At 41.6% G+C, this 20,061-nt stretch carries 18 protein-coding genes and 1 other annotated feature; of the genes, 13 read left to right on the top strand and 5 right to left on the bottom strand.

Annotated elements, in window-relative coordinates; genetic code table 11:
• Nucleotides 1–445 precede the first annotated feature (445 nt).
• The 3 genes from BCU68_RS14655 (at nt 446) to BCU68_RS14645 (ending at nt 4,327) form a co-directional block, all read left to right on the top strand.
• Nucleotides 446–1,381, top strand: coding sequence for a TIGR01212 family radical SAM protein (locus BCU68_RS14655; protein WP_102565489.1), 936 nt, complete (start codon nt 446–448; stop codon nt 1,379–1,381).
• 131 nt (nt 1,382–1,512) lie between these two features.
• Nucleotides 1,513–3,858, top strand: a complete 2,346-nt coding sequence (arcB, locus tag BCU68_RS14650; RefSeq protein WP_102565488.1) for an aerobic respiration two-component sensor histidine kinase ArcB — start codon at nt 1,513–1,515, stop codon at nt 3,856–3,858.
• Between the two features lie 4 nt (nt 3,859–3,862).
• Complete coding sequence (locus BCU68_RS14645; RefSeq protein WP_102565487.1) at nt 3,863–4,327, top strand: hypothetical protein; 465 nt, start codon at nt 3,863–3,865, stop codon at nt 4,325–4,327.
• Between the two features lie 113 nt (nt 4,328–4,440).
• On the opposite strand, the gene arcA is transcribed toward BCU68_RS14645, so the two are convergent.
• Nucleotides 4,441–5,157: a two-component system response regulator ArcA gene (arcA, locus tag BCU68_RS14640; RefSeq protein ID WP_102565486.1), complete on the bottom strand. Its 717-nt coding sequence runs from the start codon at nt 5,155–5,157 to the stop codon at nt 4,441–4,443.
• Nucleotides 5,158–5,772: 615 nt separating this feature from the next.
• On the opposite strand from arcA, the gene BCU68_RS14635 reads away from it, so the two are divergent.
• Nucleotides 5,773–6,255, top strand: a complete 483-nt coding sequence (locus tag BCU68_RS14635) for a putative 4-hydroxy-4-methyl-2-oxoglutarate aldolase (RefSeq protein WP_102565485.1) — start codon at nt 5,773–5,775, stop codon at nt 6,253–6,255.
• Nucleotides 6,256–6,294: 39 nt separating this feature from the next.
• On the opposite strand, the gene BCU68_RS14630 is transcribed toward BCU68_RS14635, so the two are convergent.
• Complete coding sequence (locus BCU68_RS14630; RefSeq protein ID WP_102565484.1) at nt 6,295–6,762, bottom strand: ribonuclease regulator; 468 nt, start codon at nt 6,760–6,762, stop codon at nt 6,295–6,297.
• A 250-nt stretch (nt 6,763–7,012) separates the two neighbouring features.
• Nucleotides 7,013–7,126: a sequence feature (Thr leader region), on the top strand.
• 28 nt (nt 7,127–7,154) lie between these two features.
• Between BCU68_RS14630 and thrA the strand changes: the two genes are divergently transcribed.
• The 3 genes from thrA to thrC are packed head-to-tail and all read left to right on the top strand — an operon-like array spanning nt 7,155 to nt 11,869.
• A complete protein-coding gene (gene thrA, locus BCU68_RS14625) occupies nt 7,155–9,614 on the top strand; it encodes a bifunctional aspartate kinase/homoserine dehydrogenase I (protein ID WP_102565483.1) in 2,460 nt (819 codons plus the stop codon).
• 3 nt (nt 9,615–9,617) lie between these two features.
• A complete protein-coding gene (thrB, locus tag BCU68_RS14620) occupies nt 9,618–10,589 on the top strand; it encodes a homoserine kinase (protein WP_102565482.1) in 972 nt (323 codons plus the stop codon).
• Nucleotides 10,586–11,869 (top strand): threonine synthase, encoded by a 1,284-nt coding sequence (thrC, locus tag BCU68_RS14615; protein WP_102565481.1) that lies wholly within the window; start codon nt 10,586–10,588, stop codon nt 11,867–11,869. The genes thrB and thrC overlap by 4 nt, the downstream gene beginning before the upstream one ends.
• A gap of 88 nt (nt 11,870–11,957) precedes the next feature.
• Here the strand turns inward: thrC and grcA are convergent, their stop codons facing one another.
• The gene (gene grcA / locus BCU68_RS14610) at nt 11,958–12,335 is read right to left on the bottom strand and encodes an autonomous glycyl radical cofactor GrcA (protein WP_102565480.1); all 378 of its coding nucleotides are present in this window, start codon (nt 12,333–12,335) and stop codon (nt 11,958–11,960) included.
• Between the two features lie 335 nt (nt 12,336–12,670).
• Here grcA and nfo point away from each other — a divergent pair, with 335 nt between their 5' ends.
• The 4 genes from nfo to BCU68_RS14590 all read left to right on the top strand — a co-directional run bounded on the left by nfo (nt 12,671) and on the right by BCU68_RS14590 (nt 15,341).
• A complete protein-coding gene (gene nfo, locus BCU68_RS14605) occupies nt 12,671–13,549 on the top strand; it encodes a deoxyribonuclease IV (RefSeq protein WP_102565479.1) in 879 nt (292 codons plus the stop codon).
• Nucleotides 13,550–13,655: 106 nt separating this feature from the next.
• Entirely contained in the window at nt 13,656–13,862 is a 207-nt protein-coding gene (locus BCU68_RS14600) for a hypothetical protein (RefSeq protein ID WP_102565478.1), read from the top strand.
• Between the two features lie 69 nt (nt 13,863–13,931).
• Nucleotides 13,932–14,636 carry a uracil-DNA glycosylase gene (gene ung / locus BCU68_RS14595; protein ID WP_102565644.1) on the top strand — a complete coding sequence of 235 codons (705 nt, stop codon included), beginning with the start codon at nt 13,932–13,934 and terminating at the stop codon, nt 14,634–14,636.
• Between the two features lie 153 nt (nt 14,637–14,789).
• Nucleotides 14,790–15,341, top strand: coding sequence for a hemerythrin domain-containing protein (locus BCU68_RS14590; RefSeq protein WP_102565477.1), 552 nt, complete (start codon nt 14,790–14,792; stop codon nt 15,339–15,341).
• 124 nt (nt 15,342–15,465) lie between these two features.
• Here the strand turns inward: BCU68_RS14590 and BCU68_RS14585 are convergent, their stop codons facing one another.
• The gene (locus BCU68_RS14585; RefSeq protein WP_102565476.1) at nt 15,466–15,654 is read right to left on the bottom strand and encodes a DUF3545 family protein; all 189 of its coding nucleotides are present in this window, start codon (nt 15,652–15,654) and stop codon (nt 15,466–15,468) included.
• A 711-nt stretch (nt 15,655–16,365) separates the two neighbouring features.
• Between BCU68_RS14585 and BCU68_RS14580 the strand changes: the two genes are divergently transcribed.
• The gene (locus BCU68_RS14580) at nt 16,366–17,799 is read left to right on the top strand and encodes a sodium:alanine symporter family protein (RefSeq protein ID WP_157935205.1); all 1,434 of its coding nucleotides are present in this window, start codon (nt 16,366–16,368) and stop codon (nt 17,797–17,799) included.
• Nucleotides 17,800–17,931: 132 nt separating this feature from the next.
• On the top strand, nt 17,932–18,717 hold the full coding sequence (gene yaaA / locus BCU68_RS14575; protein WP_102565475.1) for a peroxide stress protein YaaA: 786 nt from the start codon (nt 17,932–17,934) through the stop codon (nt 18,715–18,717).
• Between the two features lie 89 nt (nt 18,718–18,806).
• Here the strand turns inward: yaaA and srmB are convergent, their stop codons facing one another.
• On the bottom strand, nt 18,807–20,036 hold the full coding sequence (gene srmB / locus BCU68_RS14570; protein WP_102565474.1) for an ATP-dependent RNA helicase SrmB: 1,230 nt from the start codon (nt 20,034–20,036) through the stop codon (nt 18,807–18,809).
• Between the last annotated feature and the right edge of the window lie 25 nt (nt 20,037–20,061).

The following is a 20,061-nucleotide window of genomic DNA, read 5'->3' as shown; positions in this document are numbered from 1 at the left end:
GATGAATTGATTTGATTCCATTCGGTATCTCGCAGGGAAAATTTTGCGAGGAAAACATTCCATAGTGATATTCATTATTTTTTAATCACATGCTAGTGATTTATATAGGTGGGAGCGAATATCACCGAATTATCCAATTTTATTTTCGCTGTTATTAGGCGTAAAAAAAATGGACAGGTGTCAGTATCCTACAATTTTGTCTTAATTAATTCCATTTAAACTTGCTCTCGGTCGATCATTTTTTTGCAACAAAATGAATAGTAAAGGGATATATTGGTCAAGATTCGCGAGGTTATGATTAAATTTTGCATTTTTATTGATATTTATTATGCGTTTTGCCTTTTGCCTCGGGTTTACGTTAGACTATGCGGCTGAAATTTGCAGGGATGTAATTAAATTTCACTTCCATGATTAATTTTCATTCTTATTGACGAGCGAATTACTAATGCAACTACATGAACTGGTAAACACGATAGGGCAAGACTTACAGCGTCGCTATGGTGAAAAAGTACATAAGCTGACCCTGCATGGTGGCTTTAGCTGTCCCAACCGAGATGGCACAATAGGTCGTGGTGGTTGCACTTTTTGTAATGTCGCTTCTTTTTCTGATGAACAAACTCAAATCCAGAGCATTGCCGATCAGCTAAAAGATCGTGCTGGTGAAATTCATCGAGCAAAAAAATACCTCGCCTATTTTCAAGCCTACACGAATACCTATGCGGAAGTACAAGTATTAAAAAACATGTACGAAGAAGCCTTAAAAGAAGCCGATATGGTTGGTCTATGCGTAGGTACGCGCCCTGACTGTGTGCCGGATGCGGTACTGGACCTATTATCTGACTATGTTCAGCAAGGTTATGAGATTTGGCTTGAGTTAGGTCTGCAGACAGCAAACAATGACACATTAAAACGCATTAACCGTGGGCATGACTTTGCTATTTACGAAAGTATTACCCGTCGAGCACGCGCATTAGGTATTAAAGTGTGCACGCATTTAATTGTCGGGCTGCCAAAAGAAAAGCGCGAAGATAACATTGAAACGCTAGAGAAGGTTCTTGCCGTCGGCACTGATGGGATCAAATTACACGGTCTGCATATTGTTGAAGGCAGTACAATGGCTAAAGCATGGAAAGCAGGCAAACTCACTGCGCCAGAGCTAGAAGAGTACGTTGCGACAGCTAGCGAAATGATTCGTATGACGCCTGCTGATATTATTTTCCACCGCGTCTCATCAGCAGCAAGAAGACCTACCTTACTGGCTCCATTATGGTGTGAAAACCGTTGGCTTGCGATGACCGAAATAGGTAGAGCCTTAGATAAGCAAGGTGCGCAGGGTAGCCTTATCGACGACGCCTTTGTCTACACCAAACCTAACGTGTAGATATAACAAGGTTTAAGACATTGTAAGCTCATCTTTTTGGTGGGCTTTTTTTATTTTTATGCGCGAGTTTATTGTTTAAATCTAATCAAGTCAGTTACTATGTTTACTCATCTTTTTGCATGGAGCGCTACATGAAGCCGATAAAAAACCTAGCTCAATATTATGTCGATTTGTTGGTAAAGCTTGGCATTGTCCGTTTTTCAATGTTACTTGCCTTAGCTATGGTAGCGCTTGCGGTCATTGTTCAAGTGGTCGTCACGCTCTTTTTAAAAGGGTTTGTTGATAACGGAGATATTATCCGTTCGGTTTTTTTTGGGCTATTAATTACGCCTTGGGCTGTCTATTTTTTATCGGTCGTGGTGGATCAATTGGAAGAGTCTCGTCAGCGATTGTCTAAACTGGTTGCCAAACTAAAAGACATGCGCTCACGTGATAGAGAACTTAACTTTAAGTTGCAGCAAAATATAGAACAATTAAATCAACAGAATCTTGAGCGAGAAAAGGCGGAAATTGGTCGCGAAGAAGCGATGCAGGATCTGGAAGATGAAGTTTATCAAAGAGAAAAAACCCAATTAGAACTTGCCGAAAGAACCGCATTATTACGTTCATTTATTGATGCCTCACCTGATTTAATTTATTACCGCAATTCTGATGGTGTTTTCTCTGGTTGTAACCGCGCAGTTGAAGTCTTAACGGGTAAAAAAGAGAAAGAGCTGGTTGGTTTATCGCCTTTAGAGGTGTATGGCGAAGAGATGGCTCAGGAAATTATTGAAACCGATCAGAAAGTTTTTAATGACAATAAGTCACTAACCTATGAGCAGTGGTTAGAATATCCCGATGGCAGCAAACATTTCTTTGAATTACGTAAGGTGCCTTTTTATAGCAAAGAAGGGCGTCACTTGGGGCTTGTGGGCTTTGGGCGTGATATTACCGAACGCATGGAATATCAACAGTCACTAGAGAAAGCCAGCCAAGACAAAACCACCTTTATCTCAACCATTAGTCATGAGTTGCGCACTCCACTTAATGGCATCGTAGGTTTGAGTCGCATGCTATTAGATACCCAATTGAACGATCAGCAGCGTCAGCATATGCAGACCATCAATGTCAGTGCCATCACCCTAGGGCATATTTTTAATGACATTATCGATATGGATAAATTTGATCGTCGTAAATTAGAGTTATTACCCGTTCCTTTGAAGTTTGATGAGTTTATTGTTGAGCTTGAGAGCATTTCTGGTTTGATGGCTGAACAAAAAGGGCTGCGTTTTGATTTAGAGCGATTAAGTGAACTGCCTTATGCCATTGAGGTTGATGCGACTCGTTTACGTCAAGTACTGTGGAACCTAATTAATAACGCCATGAAGTTCACCAAAGAAGGTGGCGTTGTGATGACAGTGAGTGCTGATATTGCAGGGGACTTTGCCGACATTGTGTTTGAAATTGAAGATACTGGAATCGGTATCCCGCAAGTTGAAATCGATAAAATTTTTGCGATGTACTACCAAGTGAAATCTGGCGTGGATAATCTCCATGCTGTCGGCACTGGTATTGGTTTAGCCGTATCGAAACAATTGATCAATATGATGGATGGTGATATTGAGGTTAGCAGTGAGGAAGGTTTTGGCAGTACCTTTACCGTGAGCTTAAGTGTGCCGCTTGTTGATAGTGAGGGGTGTGATGCTGTTCCTGAGAAGTGCCAAAAAAGTATCAATATCTTTATGGTTGAAGATATCGAATTGAATGTAACCGTTGCATGCTCTTTATTGGAAAGCTTTGGTCATACCGTGACCGTTGCGATGACCGGTGAAGAGGCGCTCGCGAAGTTTCAACCACAAATGTACGATTTAGTGTTATTGGATATTCAATTACCTGATATCAGTGGCTTTGAAATTGCTCAGCGCTTAAGGCAGCAATATGATAACTTGCCGCCTTTGGTCGCACTAACGGCTAATGTCTTAAAAAATAAGCAAGAGTATCTGCAGCAGGGGATGGATGATGCGTTAAGTAAGCCGCTATCAACCACCGCCTTACAATCGGTTATCGATAAGTTTATTACCTCTGAGCTTGGTGCTGAATCAGAGGTCGTTATCCCTTTAACGGAACCCAAACGAGTATTAACCCAAGCAGAAAATAGCTTATTAGATTTTGTGATGCTGGAGTCTTATATTGGTATTGTTGGCGCACAACCTATGCTGGAAAATATCGCTATGTTTGAAGAAATGATGCCTAGCTATATAAAGATTCTCGATTCAAACATGACTGCCAAAGATCAAGCGGGTATTGTTTCTGAAGCGCATAAAATTAAAGGGGCAGCTGGGGCAATAGGGCTTAAACGTATTCAGCAAGTTGCCCAAAAAGCACAGTCACCAGACATGCCAGCTTGGTGGGAGAATATCACCGACTGGATTGATGAAATTAAAAATGAATACTCTAATGATATTGACGTCTTAAGAGTATGGCTAAACCAAAGGTAATCAGATGAAGAAAGTCGCATTAATATGTGTATTAGCGTTAGCTAGTGTCGGTTGTGCATCTCAACAAGATAAGCACGTTGAATGGCAGCAATCCAGTACCGCAGAGTTGGCTCAAACAGCAGTAAGCCTGCAGAGTAATTTATGGCTTAATATGATGCCTATGATCACCGAGTCGGGTAGCGAACCTGCTATTTTGTTGCATGGTTCACTGCAATTGAGTGGTGTGAGTGATTTAGCTGCAGATATGGAAGTTGAAGCCGTAACGATTCGCCAAGGCGGGCAGTTGTGGAATATTCCAGCGCAAAACCTAGAGGTGCGCACCTTTAGCACCGCACGTTGGGAAGTGGTTTTTCAGTCAGATATTGAACTAGATGAATCAAAGCCTGTTGATGTTGCAGTGGAGCTTAAACAAGCTCAAGCCAGTGTTACTCTCGTTGATAACCAGGTGAAGGTTGAGAAGGTCTATTAAGTTTTCAATTTTTAGCATGAATAGAGTGAAGAATATTATTTCTAAATAGCACAGATACAAAAAAGGCTTGATGATTACTCACCAAGCCTTTTTTGTGTAGAAACCGAAGAGGATTAGTCTTCTAGCTCACCACAAAAACGGTAGCCTTCACCGTGAATTGTAGCAATAATCTCTGGCGTACCTAAAACAGATTCAAAATGCTTACGAATACGGCGAATAGTTACGTCAACAGTACGATCGTGTGGCTTAAGCTCACGACCTGTCATTTTCTTCAGTAGATCAGCACGAGTCTGGATCTTACCTGGGTTTTCACAAAAGTGCAGTAGTGCTCTAAACTCAGAACGAGGTAGTTTGTAACCTTCGCCATTCGGGCTAATTAAAGAACGACTGTTAATATCAAGAATCCAGCCATTGAATTCGTATTTTTCAACAGAGCGCTTTTCTTCTTGAGTAGTGTTTGAGCTCATAGAGCGGTTTAGCAAGTTACGTGCGCGGATAGTCAGTTCACGTGGGTTAAACGGTTTTGTGATGTAGTCATCAGCACCGATTTCTAAACCTAAGATTTTATCTACTTCATTGTCACGACCTGTTAAAAACATGAGTGCAACGTTAGCTTGTTCACGAAGTTCACGAGCAAGTAATAGACCATTTTTACCTGGAAGGTTGATGTCCATAATCACTAAGTTAACAGCATTTGCTGTTAGAACTTGGTGCATCTCTTCACCATCGCTGGCTTCAAAGACAACGTATCCCTCAGCTTCAAAAATGCTTTTAAGGGTGTTACGTGTTACTTGCTCATCTTCAACAATAAGAATCTGCGGGGTTTGCATTGGCGGTACCTAAAAATTTATGACGAATTGTGCTTGATTAGAATAAATTCTAGGCAAAAAAATAACATACAGGTAATGTATTTTTGATATAAAAGGAAAAAATCCAAAAATACACATACTTACGTTGCCCGTCATCCGTGATTTAGTTGCCCAAAAAACGCGATTTCCCTGTTATCGAGTCTTATTCTGTCAATACTTGGCGGAGATTTTATAATGTTAACAGCTTGCTAACAATGGGTGTGAGACAATTCCATGGTATTTATTGATTTATATCAATAGATGAATTGTAACAAATGTGTATTTAAGATAGGAAAGAGCAATAGCATTGGGACGTGCGTAATGTGATCTAGTGCATTTTTATTCATATTTCTTTTGTTTATTTACAGTAGGTAAAGTAGTTTGGGTAAAAACGTGATAACTATCAACATATAAAATCTAGCTTAAATGTGCTCTTTTTTATGGGTAACATAAGTATTCGCTAAGCTTTGAAAGAAAAAGGAAATATAGCTTGTAGCGAAGCCTTTTTATCATATAGGACGATGAAAATAGTTATAACGATTATATTTGATTAAATTTTGATTTAGCGCGGGTCATGACCCTTTTCAAGGAGGAAATATGAGTGATATAACCCCAGATATTTGTGATAAGTACGAAGATCAAGTTACGCTTTTATCGCTACCGTTACAAAATTTTGGTTTACGCGATGCGTTCTTTGGCGAAATTGTTACTGTTCGTTGTTATCATGATAATTCTAAGGTGCGTGATACGTTATCACTAAATGGCAAGGGTAAAGTACTTGTGATTGATGGTAATGGTTCATGTCAAAAGGCATTACTTGGCGATCAGCTCGCTATTCTTGCCATTGAAAACGGCTGGGAAGGGATCATTGTTTATGGTGCTATCCGCGATGTTGCTATGTTGTCACAAATGGATCTCGGTATAAAAGCACTGGCTGCTTGCCCATTTAAAACGGAAAAAAGAGATGCTGGTGAGATAAATGTAACACTCACATTACAAAATCAAATGATACAACCGGGCGATTACATTTACTCAGACTGGAATGGGGTGTTGATGTCATCTGAATTGTTAGCGTTTTAATGACTCATTGATGAACGCTTTATAGTAGAGAATAGGCGATTAAAACCGAAAGCCTAGCCCCACCTCTATACCTTGCTGCCACTCTTGGTAATCAAGCGTGGCATGCAAATCAAGGTTATCTGACAGTTGTAAACGGCTAGAAATTTCTGCGGCAATATTAGTGCTGGTTTCATTAAGTTCAGTATCCGTAATACGGTAAGAGTGAAGCGTACTTTTAACGCTTATTCTCTCGCTGACTTGATAGGTCATCCCACTTAAAAAACCATTTGATTGGACATCATCAGAATTATTTATTCTTGCGCCCACATACAAGTCAATATCATTAAATAATGTGTAGCTATATCCACCATCAATATTCCATACATCGAAATCGTCATTGCTTTGGTTCGCGCTAACTAAAAAAAGATTGTGCGGAGATTGATTATGCTGAGCAGGCAGTAAAGGCAAAGTATTGGCATAAACAGAGCAAGAGCAATAAGCAGCAATTAAAAATATTACCCGTTTCATGTATTGCTCCTTGCCATCGTTTATAAAGTAATTAAAGCACACCTATAGCCGCTATGAAGAAAAAAAAATCATTTTTATGTGAGACTGTGCACTTAGTGAGATTTTTGCAATAAGTTACCGTTTTGTGTCAAATGAGACCTAAATGCTCATAAATGGTCTTTTTTTGTTGACTAGAAATAAGAAGTTCGGTAAACGTAGATATAACCAATAGCAGAGTATAGAAGAAACAACCGTATGCTAATTAACCGTCGCTTAATCATTACCACCATCATGATTATTACCACCATTAATAGGGTTGGGACGGGCTGCTGAGCGAAAGATTTTCAAAAAGGCCTGTATCCCACCAGATACAGGCCTTTTTTTATACTATTTTTGATTGTTTGGAGGAAGGGATGCGAGTATTAAAGTTTGGAGGCTCATCATTAGCTGATGCAGATAGGTTTTTACGTGCTGCAGAAATTATTGCTAATAATGCTCAACAAGAAGAAGTAGCGGTTGTGTTATCCGCACCGGGTAAAACGACCAATAAGTTAGTGGCCATCATTGATAGTGCTTTATCTTCTGGGGATACAGAGGCACACATTGCGGAATTAGAGTTATCTTTTGATCAACTATTCCATGCAATCAAAGCAAGTGTACCGAACATTGACTCGACCGGGTTCGATCAGCAAGTGGCGATTTCACTTGAGCAATTACGTCAATTTGTTCATGGCATCACGCTACTGAATATGTGCCCAAACCATGTCAACGCACGCATTATTAGTAAAGGGGAGCGTATCTCCATTCAACTAATGAAAGCAGTGCTAGAGGCGCAAGGTCAACCTGCCGCATTGATTGACCCTGTGCAGTATTTTTACGCGCAAGGCGATCACTTAGAAGCGATGGTTGATGTTGAGATCTCGACGCAAAACTTCAAGCAGAGTCCATTACCACAAGGTCATGTCAATATCATGCCGGGCTTTACTGCCGGTAATGCGAAAGGCGAACTGGTCACTTTAGGTCGTAACGGTTCAGATTATTCAGCCGCTGTTCTTGCCGCTTGTTTACGCGCTGATTGTTGTGAAATCTGGACTGACGTTGACGGTGTGTATAACTGCGATCCTCGTTTAGTTGAAGATGCGCGTTTACTGAAATCACTAAGCTATCAAGAAGCGATGGAATTGTCTTATTTTGGTGCTTCAGTACTGCACCCGAAAACCATTGCTCCGATTGCTCAATTCCACATCCCATGCTTGATCAAAAACAGCTTTAACCCACAAGGTGCTGGAACACTAATTGGTCAAGATACTGGTGAAGATAATCTAGCAATTAAAGGCATTACGACACTGAGTGACTTAACGATGGTTAACGTCTCTGGCCCTGGTATGAAAGGGATGGTTGGTATGGCAAGTCGCGTCTTTGGTGCGATGTCTTCTGCTGGTGTCTCCATTGTCTTAATTACTCAATCGTCATCGGAATACAGCATCAGTTTCTGTATTGAAGCAGGCGATAAACTCAATGCGCAAAATGCATTGAAAGAGAACTTTGAACTTGAGTTAAAAGATGGCTTATTAGAGCCGGTTGAGTTTCTTGATGATATGGCGATTGTGACCTTAGTCGGTGATGGTATGCGTACTTCTCAAGGTGTGGCATCGCAGTTCTTCTCTTCATTGGCGGAAGTGCATGTCAATGTGGTTGCGATTGCACAAGGTTCATCTGAGCGTGCTATTTCTGCCGTTATTCCAGCGGATAAAATTAAAGAAGCGATTAAAGCGTGTCATGAGAACCTATTTAACTCTAAGCACTTCTTAGATGTATTTGTTGTTGGTGTTGGTGGTGTCGGCGGTGAGTTGATTGACCAGATTCAACGTCAACAAATTAAGCTGGCTAACAAAGGAATTGTGATTCGAGTTTGTGGTCTAGCAAACAGCAAAGGTCTATTGCTTGATAGCGAAGGCTTACCATTAGAGCAGTGGCGTGATCGTATGGTCAATGCCAGTGAAGGGTTTAGCTTATCGCGCCTTTCTGCATTAGTTCAGCAAAACCACATCATTAACCCTGTGCTGGTGGACTGTACTTCGAGTGAAGATATTGCTAACCAATATGCTGACTTCTTAGCGGCAGGTTTCCATGTTGTGACACCGAATAAAAAAGCCAATACCGCGAGCATGGCTTATTATCACCAACTTCGTGAAACTGCGCGTCGTTCACGTCGTAAACTGATGTATGAAACAACGGTTGGTGCAGGCTTACCGGTCATTGAAAACCTACAAAACTTAATTTCAGCGGGTGATGAGTTAGATAAATTCAACGGCATCTTATCTGGTTCGCTATCTTACATCTTTGGTAAGTTAGATGAAGGCATGTCGCTTAGCCAAGCTACCGCAATTGCTTGCTCGAATGGCTTTACCGAACCCGATCCTCGTGATGACTTATCCGGTATGGATGTGGCGCGTAAGCTGCTCATTTTAGCTCGTGAAGCAGGTATGGCTTTAGAGTTAGAAGATATTGAAGTTGACCAAGCATTGCCACCAGGTTTTGATGATTCTGGTTCAGTGAGTGAGTTCATGGATCGCTTGCCAGAAGCTGATGCTTACTTTGCTCAGTTGGTAGCGGATGCGGCGAAAGAAGGCAAAGTCTTACGCTACGTGGGTGAAATTGCCGATGGAGTCTGTAAGGTGAGAATGCTTGCGGTTGATGAAAATGACCCGATGTTTAAGATTAAAGATGGTGAAAATGCGCTGGCGTTTTATAGCCGTTACTACCAGCCAATTCCACTGGTATTGCGTGGCTACGGTGCGGGTACTGAAGTGACTGCTGCTGGTGTTTTCTCTGATGTTATGCGTACTTTAGGCTGGAAGTTAGGGGTTTAATTAATGACAAACATGAATGATGGCGTTGTTGTTTATGCTCCTGCATCGATTGGTAATGTGAGTGTTGGCTTTGATGTGTTGGGGGCAGCAGTCTCTCCTATTGATGGTACCTTGCTCGGTGACCGCGTTTTGGTTAAATCAGGTGAGGCGCCGTTTACTTTACAAACGTCAGGGCGCTTTGTGGCTAAACTGCCAGAGAACCCAGAAGATAATATCGTTTATGATTGCTGGTTGGTCTTTGCTCGTGAGCTTAAAAAGAAAGAGATCACGCTTAAACCACTTGCGATGACGCTTGAGAAAAACATGCCAATTGGCTCTGGCTTAGGTTCTAGTGCTTGCTCTATTGTGGCTGCATTAGATGCCCTTAACCGCTTTCATGACCAGCCATTAGATGAGATGGAACTACTGGCTTTGATGGGTGAAATGGAAGGTAAAATCTCTGGCGGTATTCACTATGATAACGTCGCACCGTGTTACTTAGGTGGCGTTCAGTTAATGCTTGAAGAGCTGGGCGTGATTAGTCAAGAAGTACCATGCTTTGATAACTGGTACTGGGTTATGGCTTATCCTGGCATTAAAGTCTCGACAGCTGAAGCGCGTGAGATTTTACCGTCACAATACCGTCGCCAAGATATTATCGCGCACGGTCGTCACCTCGCGGGCTTTATCCATGCTTGTCACTCCAATCAACCTGAGTTGGCAGCGAAGATGATCAAAGACGTGATTGCTGAACCTTATCGTGCGAAACTGCTACCTGGCTTTGCTCAAGCGCGTGAATATGCGATGTCAGCAGGTTCGTTAGCTACAGGGATCTCAGGTAGTGGTCCAACTTTATTTAGTGTTTGCCAAAGTGAAGATGTCGCGCAACGTATTGCTGCGTGGCTTGAAACTAATTATGTACAAAACCAAGAAGGATTCGTGCATGTTTGTCGTTTAGATAAGCAAGGCTCGAAAGTAACAGGAAGTGACTTATGAAGCTGTATAACATCAAAGAAAACGACCAACAAGTGTCATTTGGCCAAGCCGTACGCCAAGGTTTAGGTCGCAATCAAGGGCTATTTTTCCCATCAGATTTACCGGCATTTGATGATATCGATGCATTGCTAGCGGAAAGCTTCATTCCTCGCAGCAGCAAAATTTTATCAGCATTAATTGGTGATGAGCTACCAGCAGAGCAAGTGGCTCAATTAGTTGATAATGCCTTTCAGTTCCCAGCACCTATTAAGTCAGTAAAAGATGACGTTTATGCGTTGGAGCTTTTCCATGGACCTACGCTTGCTTTTAAAGACTTTGGTGGCCGTTTTATGGCGCAATCTTTAAAAGCGGTTTCTGATGGTGGCAAGATCACTATCTTAACGGCAACGTCGGGTGACACTGGTGCTGCTGTCGCTCATGCTTTCTATGGCATGGAAGATATCAATGTTGTGATTTTATATCCGAAAGGCAAAATCAGCCCACTACAAGAAAAGCTATTTTGTACATTAGGTGGCAATATCCATACTGTGGCCATTAATGGCGATTTTGATGACTGCCAAGCGTTGGTTAAACAATCATTTGATGATGCTCAACTACGTGAAGATGTTGGTCTAAACTCAGCAAACTCAATCAATATCAGCCGTCTTATGGCACAAATCTGTTACTACTTCGAAGCGGCTGCGCAGATGAGTAAAGCAGAGCGTGAAAACCTTGTTATCTCAGTACCAAGTGGTAACTTTGGTAACTTAACAGCAGGCTTACTAGCGAAAGCGCTTGGTTTACCTGTGAAGCGCTTTATTGCCGCGACGAATGCCAATGATACTGTGCCTCGTTACTTAGAAACGGGTCAGTGGGAGCCAAAACCAACGGTTGCAACCACATCGAATGCGATGGATGTGAGTCAGCCAAATAACTGGCCACGAATTGAAGAGCTTTGCCGCATTAAGGGTTGGGGTTTAGATACTTTAGGTAAAGGTATGGCGACCGATGCACAAAGTTCAGCATCAGTAAAAGATCTTTATGAGCAAGGTTATCTATGTGAGCCACATGGTGCGATTGCTTACCGCTTGCTAGATGAACAGTTACAAGAAGGTGAAACCGGTCTATTCCTATGTACAGCACACCCTGCTAAGTTCAAAGAAGTGGTGGATGATATCTTAGACACGGATATTGATTTACCAGCACCATTGGCGAAACATGCCGTAATGGAATCATTATCAGCAGAGATGGATAATGACTTTGAAGGCTTAAAAGCGATCTTACATAAAGTGTATGGCTAATTAATACCAAGTCAGATGTATAAAAAAAGGTGCTCAAGTGAGCACCTTTTTTCGTATCAATAGAGTAGCAATATTCTTAATGCACTAATTATAGAGAATCAGTGAAAGTACGAGCGATTACGTCTTTCTGCTGTTCAGTTGTTAGTGAGTTAAAACGTACAGCATAACCCGATACACGGATAGTCAGTTGTGGGTAGTTCTCTGGGTGCTCAACAGCATCCAGTAGAGTTTCACGCTTAAGTACGTTTACGTTTAGGTGTTGACCACCTTCGATAAGAGGCGTTGCTTCAACAGCAACTTCACGGCTTTCGAATTCACCTAGATCAGCAGATGCGATGACTTGGTCAGCTTCGTAGCCAGCAGCAGCAACAACACAGCGAGCTTCGTTTTTCTCACTGTCTAGTAGCCAGATTGAGTTTTGTAGATCAGCGTTTGCAGCACTTGTAATTTGAATACCTTGGATCATGACTCTCTCCTAGTCCACATATCGTGGGTTGTTAATTATGATGTTTAATTTCTATTATTTTTGTTGAGCTACGTATTATATAGCGAATATCCAGTATAATAATATTGATTTGGATCAAATTACAACTAAAAACCTTATTTTTTGAAAGGTATTTTTATTGCGTTAAATCAATAAAAGCTTCGAAAACAAAGTTTTCATTTTTTTTATGCTAATTTATGATAAATGAATATTTCACTTTTTGTGGTAAATTTACTACATTAGACCGTTAGAAAGTTAAGTTACATACGAAAAATCAATCAATTGATAACATACATTGAAAGTATGAAGTGAAAGCAATGACAGATAATTTAAAAAAACAAAATAAGAAATACATCGGTGCTCATGTTTCAGCTGCTGGTGGGGTTGATCAGGCACCAATGCGAGCCAAAAAAATTGGTGCGACAGCTTTTGCCTTATTTACTAAAAATCAAAGACAGTGGGCGGCTAAGCCACTAGAAGCTGCAACCATCAGTGCTTTTAAAGCGAATTGCAAAATGCTTGGTTACAGTGCCGAGCAGATCCTGCCGCATGACTCTTACCTTATTAACTTAGGTGCGCCGGAAGAAGAGAAGTTAGAAAAATCTCGAGCGGCATTCATTGATGAAATGGAGCGCTGTGATCAGTTAGGTCTAACGCTACTTAATTTCCACCCAGGTAGTCATTTAAAGAAAATTTCAGAAGAAGAATGCTTAAGTCGCATTGCGGAGTCGATTAACCTCGCTCATGAAGCGGTACCTAATGTCATCGCTGTTATTGAAAATACCGCAGGTCAGGGCAGTAACCTTGGTTGGCGCTTTGAGCATCTCGCACAAATAATCGCACAAGTAAAAGATAAAAGCCGAGTTGGCGTCTGTTTAGATACTTGCCATACCTTCACAGCAGGTTATGACTTACGTACGAAAGAGGCGTGTGATGCGACCTTTGCTGAGTTTGATCAGGTGGTGGGGATGCACTATTTAAGGGCAATGCATATAAATGATTCAAAGGTAGCCTTGGCAAGTCGAGTCGATAGACACCATTCCCTTGGTCAAGGTGAGATAGGTTGGGCTTGTTTTGAGTACATAGCAAAAGATCCAAGATTTGATGCTATGCCATTGATATTAGAGACTATTGACCCTGAATCTTGGGCGAAAGAAATTACTACTTTGAACGATTTTCACCTGCAAGTTCAATAAATCCACATTTTTTTTATGGTTAAGTGAAAGTTGGCATCTTTCTTTCATTAGTGATTAGGTCTGCCTGTTTTTATGCTGGCTTTAATTAAGAGTAAAGGTGCCGCTTATGACTATTTCAACTACAACTCGTCCTATCGAACAACCAATTCAAGCGTTGACTCCTCAGTCGACAAAAGAAGATAAGATTGCTGATATCATGGCGGCTAATAAGCGAAAGATGAAACCTTACCAGGCCGTAAACCGTGTGATGGTACATCATCATTACTCACGTAGCTCTGCGCACTTCCGCACTCCTCAAATTCGCTTTTCTTAATGGTAGTGATTGAACGAGGTATCGCTTAGTACCATAATGCTACCTCGTTTATTTAACTGCGAGCTAATCATGAATACCGTTCCACTATCGATGACTTGGAAGAGCATCATTGAGCAAGAAAAGCAGCAAGACTACTTCCAAGCGACCCTAAGCTTTGTTGAGCAAGAGCGTCAGTTAGGTAAAGTTATTTATCCTCCTCAAGATGCTGTTTTTAATGCCTTTGAATTCACTCCATTTCAAGATGTAAAAGTCGTTATTCTGGGGCAAGATCCTTATCATGGACCGCAGCAAGCGCATGGTCTGTGCTTTTCAGTATTGCCAGGTGTAAAAACGCCCCCGTCATTGGCAAATATGTATAAAGAGTTAGCGCAAGATATCGAAGGGTTTGAAATCCCGACGCATGGTTTTTTAAAGTCTTGGGCAGATCAAGGCGTCCTATTGCTTAATACGGTTTTAACGGTTGAGCAAGGCAAGGCGCACTCTCATGCTAAGTCCGGTTGGGAAACCTTTACCGATAGCATCATTGCCACCCTCAATGAGCATCATCAGGACGTGATCTTTTTATTGTGGGGTGCACATGCCCAGAAAAAAGGTCGCATGATAGACACTGATAAACACCATGTTCTAACCTCGGCTCATCCTTCACCGTTATCGGCTTACCGTGGCTTCTTTGGCTGCCAGCACTTCTCTAAGGTTAATCAGATTTTAGAAAGTACACAGCGTCAGAGTATTAATTGGCATATCGACTTAACCCCACCTCATATAAACGAATAGTAGATAAAGTAAATTCTCTTTGATCTCATCATCACAGCAATGAGTATAACCTGATCTTCTTCACCTTCGTCTTGTCTACTTTCTGAGCACTGTCAAGGCGGAGTGCGCTGTTTTTGTATACACTTACAGTATGTAAGGAAAAGGAGAGCAATAATGATGATTGAAAGGATCCGCAGAGAGCATGGCTATATGGTCCGTCTGTTGGCTATCTTACGTCAAAAACGACGTCAGTTGAGTAATGAGCAGACGATAAATTATAGTTTAGTTAAGGAAATCGTCGATTACTTTATCGAACACTCAGATAAGGTACATCACCCTAAAGAGGACATCCTCTATTATTACTATATAGATAAATATGGTGATGAGGCATTAGTTGACGACTTAGCTCAAGAGCATCGGGCGTTAGCGGACAATACTCAAAACTTTTTGATGATTGTCGATATGATTTTGCAAGATGCTGTCGTACCCAATCAAGTCTTTATTGAGCACCTCGATACCTTTGTTGCAGAGCAAAAGCATCATTTAGAGCAAGAAGAAAAAATCATCCTGCCACTTATCGCTAAGACGTTTACGACTCAAGATTGGCAGTGTGTTGAATCTAAGTGGGATCAGGTAGAAGATGACCCAGTATTTGGTAATACAATTGCGGATCGTTATCGTCAGTTAGCCGAACGGGTAAAGCAAGTCGATAAAGAGTGCTGCTAGACTTGGGCTTACCTGCTTACGATTAAGCACTGAATCAAAATGGCGCTCGCAAGAGCGCCTGTTTAGCGGTGTAACATGAGAGAGTTGAGGCTATCGTATCGCCTTGACAGCTATCGCCAAAGACCTATAGCTTGATATCTTCTAGATTGAAATCAAGGCCCATATCAATATCCATTAACTCTTTTTGTAAACGCCTGCGATCTTTAATGGCTTCAATTTCTCGCCATTTTCTTTTGGCAGGTTTCGTTGTGCGTGTCTTGTGAGTTACTGATGAATCAAAATCCATAATATCATCGAGTTGAAAGCTATCCATAAGCTACCTCTTTATATGTGTTTACCAGCTAAAGTGGAATATATTTAATATCACATTCAAACTAATCATAACCTTGATATATTTCGCATTTGTTACGCTTGGCTTGGTTTGATGGTCACTTTTAGGGGCTATTTCACATTTATAGCATCAAATGGCGATTAAAAAACAATCAAACAGACTGATATTTATAATTAAATTACTTTGATGATTACTCGGTTTATTGATTAAACGAATCTTTATTGATGAATGTTAAAGGTCATCGCTTTTTATCTGCATCTCTCTTGCTTCTACACTTTTTCAAATTTTCTCTTCGGTGGGGGAAATGCCTTGCCCGAATTAGGTTTAGCTCGTTTTTTCTAAATCAATTCCCTTCCAACATATAATGTCTGCTTATGTTACCTGTTTGTTTGATTTTTTGTGTGCCACAATGGTGTGGTTATTAGTTTTAATGTTAACTACAGGTGATTTTATGGTGAATAATAGCCCTTAAGTGAAGCTGTTTGCATATTGATTTTTCCTTGATCTCACTGCATTATCCGCACGGTCAAAATACATTGATTACGTAAAATGGATGCATGAGGCAACAATTTACATTCTATATCGCACCAAATAACCACAAAAGCAGTGCCACCACAACATTGACAACGGCATAGGCGATTTTAGGATCAGGCAGGACGCAAAATCATTGTTTAAACTCTATGTGAGGTTCTTGTGACAGAATTAATTGGTTTAATGAACGATCTTCTTTGGGGATCGATTCTGGTATATTTATTGGTTGGCGTTGGTGTTTACTTCACTATCCGCTTAGGCTTTATCCAGTTTAGACACTTTGGACACATGTTCAGTGTACTGCGTAATAGCCGTAAATCAGACAGTGCAGGCATTTCTTCTTTTCAAGCTCTTTGTACAAGCCTGGCTGCTCGAGTTGGTACTGGTAATATGGCGGGTGTTGCGGTTGCACTAACAGCAGGTGGCCCTGGCGCTATCTTCTGGATGTGGCTGATTGCAATGCTAGGTATGGCAACATCATTTGCAGAAAGTACACTAGCTCAGTTATATAAAACACGTGATAGCGATGGTAACTACCGAGGTGGTCCCGCTTACTACATGGAAAAAGGCTTAGGCATGCGCTGGATGGGGGTTCTATTCTCTATCTTCTTAATCATTGCCTTTGGTCTAGTGTTCAACGCGGTTCAAGCAAACTCTATTGCTGGCGCGATGAATACCGCATTTGGTATTGATCAGCTGTACGTCGGTATTGGTATTGTTGTGTTGTCAGCCGTTGTTATCTTCGGTGGTATTCGCAAAATTGCCCGCGTTGCAGAGCTTATCGTTCCTGTTATGGCATTGGCTTACTTAGCACTAGCAATGGCTATTATGCTAATGAACCTTGAAAAGCTACCTGATGTACTACTGCTTATCTTCCGTAGTGCCTTCGGCATGCAAGAAGCGGCAGCGGGTGGTCTAGGTTACGCCATTGCTCAAGCGATGATTAATGGTATCAAACGTGGTCTGTTCTCGAACGAAGCCGGTATGGGTTCTGCGCCAAACGCAGCAGCGTCAGCGACACCTTACCCACCGCACCCAGCATCACAAGGTTACGTACAAATGCTTGGCGTATTTATGGATACGGTTGTTATCTGTTCTGCGACTGTAGCCATTATCTTAATGTCAGGTGAGTACATCGGACAAGATACAGCGGTAACGGGTATTGAACTAACTCAACGTGCTGTAACAGCGCAAGTCGGTTCATGGGGTGGTATCTTTGTTGCGGTAGCGATCTTCTTCTTTGCTTTCACATCAATTATTGCTAACTACTCATACGCTGAAACGAACTTGATTTTCCTTAAGCACAATAATAAGAAAGGTCTTGCTCTATTCCGTTGTGTTGTTCTGGGTATGGTGATGTTTGGTTCATTGGCAACGCTACCAACCGTTTGGGCACTAGCGGATGTTTCTATGGGCTTAATGGCTATGGTTAACTTAGCAGCCATCATCTTGCTATCTGGTATTGTTATTAAGCTAGCGAAGGATTACAACGCTCAGCTAAAAGCAGGTAAAGTACCAACGTTTGATTCAAATGACTATCCAGAGCTGAAGTCTCAGTTAGAAGAAGGCATTTGGGATCTTTCTAAAAAGAAATAATTGAATGCGACGGTCACTACAAATGTAGATGGCTATGGCATTAATAGGCAAAGCCACGCAAATCTCTCTTGTTGAGGTCGCGTGGCTTTTTTATACTCTTAAAACAATAAAATTATTATAAGAGTATAAGTCATGCTAATAGTGGTATCTCCCGCCAAGACGCTCGATTATGAGTCTCCTCTTGCAACGACCCGTTTTACCCAGCCTGAACTGGTTGGTGACTCAGCACAACTGATTGAAGTATGTCGTAAGTTAACGCCCGCTGATATTTCAACTTTGATGAAAGTAAGCGATAAAATTGCCAGCCTCAATGTGGCACGCTTTGCGCAATGGAGTGAAGCGTTTACTGTCGATAATGCCCGCCAAGCGATTCTTGCTTTTAAGGGAGATGTTTACACCGGTTTTGATGCCAATACGTTAAGCGAGGCTGATTTTGATTATGCTCAGCAACACATGCGTATGTTATCTGGCTTATATGGTGTCTTAAAGCCGCTTGATTTGATGCAGCCTTACCGATTAGAGATGGGAACGCGTCTTGCTAATGAACGTGGCACGAATTTGTATCAATTTTGGGGTGATAAGATAACCGATCATCTTAACCAAACCATGGCTGATCAAAACGAGGCTTTATTAATAAACTTAGCCTCCAATGAGTATTTTAAAGCTGTTAAACCTAAGCAATTAACGGGGAAAGTCATTACTCCTGTTTTCAAAGATTGCAAGAATGGGCAATATAAAGTGATTAGCTTTTATGCCAAGAAAGCACGTGGAATGATGGCTCGTTATATTGTTCAACAGCGTGTCAATTCGATTGAAGAGCTGACTCAGTTTGATGTTGCTGGCTATTATTTTGTTGCTGAAGAATCAACAGAATCAGAATTGGTGTTTAAACGCGAAGAGCAGACACCGAGTCGTTAATTATCGCAATCAATGAATAATAAAAAGCCCTAATATCTGAGACATTAGGGCTTAAATCGTTTAAAGCTTACTGGCTATGATCGGTATGATTACTTTTTCTTAGCTTTCTTCTTTTTAACAACGGCTTTTTTGCTGCTTTTTACGGCTTTCTTTTTCTTCGTTACGCTTGGCTTTTTATGCGTTGGGCGCATGCCTTCAATGAAGCGTTCTTTGATCGCTTCTTTTGTATAGCGTGCAACACGTTCAATCATGAGTTGGTCGTGTGCTTCGATAAGAGAAATTGCACTACCTTTTTTACCTGCACGAGCAGTACGGCCAATACGGTGTAAGTAAACATCAGCTGTTCGTGGCATGTCGTAGTTAATCACGTGGCTAACATCAGGTAAATCGATACCACGCGCAGCAACATCGGTCGCTAGCAGTACATTAACGCTACCATCACGGAAACGGCTAATCGCGTTGTTACGACGCTCTTGAGGCATTTCACCTTGGATCCATGCACATGGGATTTGCGCACTTTCTAATTGAGCGCGCAGTTCGCCTAGGCGTTCACGTGTCTTGAGGAAGACGATAGTGTGCTCTGCTTGCTCTGTGATGATGTGCTTTAATAGGCTAAGCTTATGCTCGGCCGTATCAGCACGGTGGTACCATTGAGTAATCTTTTTACGCTCACGCAGTGATGACTGTGAGTCAACTTTTACTGGGTTCTTGAGCAGATCATCCGTAAAGCCTTCAACGCCTTTCCCTTCTAAAGTCGCAGAGAAAAGAAGCGTTTGTTTACGCCAGCGACACTCAGTGGATAAGCGGTCAACAACAGGACCAAAGCCCATATCAAGCATACGGTCAGCTTCATCAAGAATAAGCCACTCAATCGCACGACAATCAAAGCGCTCTGATTCAATGTATTCCATTAGGCGACCTGGTGTTGCTACCACGATATCTTGAGTTTTGCTGAGGATATCCGCGTGCTCTTGATACATAACACCACCTGTAATCGTAAAGATATTTAGGTTGGTGTATTTTGCTAACTCTTTTGCTTGCTCGGTAATTTGGATAGCAAGTTCACGAGTTGGCGTTAGGATCAGCATGCGCGCTGGCCCAGGCTTTCGGCGTGGAAAGTCGAGTAGGTATTGAAGTGCTGGTAGAACAAAAGAAGCTGTTTTGCCTGTGCCAGTTGGGGCAGAAGCTAAAACGTCCTTTCCATCTAACGCTTGTGGGATCGCTTCGGCTTGCACTTGGGTAGGGCGCTCGAAGCCCATTTCGTCGATTGCTTTCAGTAGATCTTGGTCAAGATCGAGGTCTGCAAAGGTTCTGATCACTGTTGTTTCTCCACAAGCGATAAAT

It is taken from the genome of Vibrio sp. 10N.286.49.B3 (genome assembly GCF_002873395.1).
GTDB lineage: Bacteria > Pseudomonadota > Gammaproteobacteria > Enterobacterales > Vibrionaceae > Vibrio.
Note: the sequence above shows the minus strand (reverse complement) of the source record. Positions and strands in the feature narration are given on the sequence as shown.

Bases quoted from the DNA above. Each gene is read 5' to 3' on its own strand.
- BCU68_RS14655 (WP_102565489.1), top strand. From the start codon at position 446: ATGCAACTACATGAACTGGTAAACACGATAGGGCAAGACTTACAGCGT.
- arcB (WP_102565488.1), top strand. From the start codon at position 1,513: ATGAAGCCGATAAAAAACCTAGCTCAATATTATGTCGATTTGTTGGTA.
- BCU68_RS14645 (WP_102565487.1), top strand. From the start codon at position 3,863: ATGAAGAAAGTCGCATTAATATGTGTATTAGCGTTAGCTAGTGTCGGT.
- arcA (WP_102565486.1), bottom strand. From the start codon at position 5,157: ATGCAAACCCCGCAGATTCTTATTGTTGAAGATGAGCAAGTAACACGT.
- BCU68_RS14635 (WP_102565485.1), top strand. From the start codon at position 5,773: ATGAGTGATATAACCCCAGATATTTGTGATAAGTACGAAGATCAAGTT.
- BCU68_RS14630 (WP_102565484.1), bottom strand. From the start codon at position 6,762: ATGAAACGGGTAATATTTTTAATTGCTGCTTATTGCTCTTGCTCTGTT.
- thrA (WP_102565483.1), top strand. From the start codon at position 7,155: ATGCGAGTATTAAAGTTTGGAGGCTCATCATTAGCTGATGCAGATAGG.
- thrB (WP_102565482.1), top strand. From the start codon at position 9,618: ATGACAAACATGAATGATGGCGTTGTTGTTTATGCTCCTGCATCGATT.
- thrC (WP_102565481.1), top strand. From the start codon at position 10,586: ATGAAGCTGTATAACATCAAAGAAAACGACCAACAAGTGTCATTTGGC.
- grcA (WP_102565480.1), bottom strand. From the start codon at position 12,335: ATGATCCAAGGTATTCAAATTACAAGTGCTGCAAACGCTGATCTACAA.
- nfo (WP_102565479.1), top strand. From the start codon at position 12,671: ATGACAGATAATTTAAAAAAACAAAATAAGAAATACATCGGTGCTCAT.
- BCU68_RS14600 (WP_102565478.1), top strand. From the start codon at position 13,656: ATGACTATTTCAACTACAACTCGTCCTATCGAACAACCAATTCAAGCG.
- ung (WP_102565644.1), top strand. From the start codon at position 13,932: ATGAATACCGTTCCACTATCGATGACTTGGAAGAGCATCATTGAGCAA.
- BCU68_RS14590 (WP_102565477.1), top strand. From the start codon at position 14,790: ATGATGATTGAAAGGATCCGCAGAGAGCATGGCTATATGGTCCGTCTG.
- BCU68_RS14585 (WP_102565476.1), bottom strand. From the start codon at position 15,654: ATGGATAGCTTTCAACTCGATGATATTATGGATTTTGATTCATCAGTA.
- yaaA (WP_102565475.1), top strand. From the start codon at position 17,932: ATGCTAATAGTGGTATCTCCCGCCAAGACGCTCGATTATGAGTCTCCT.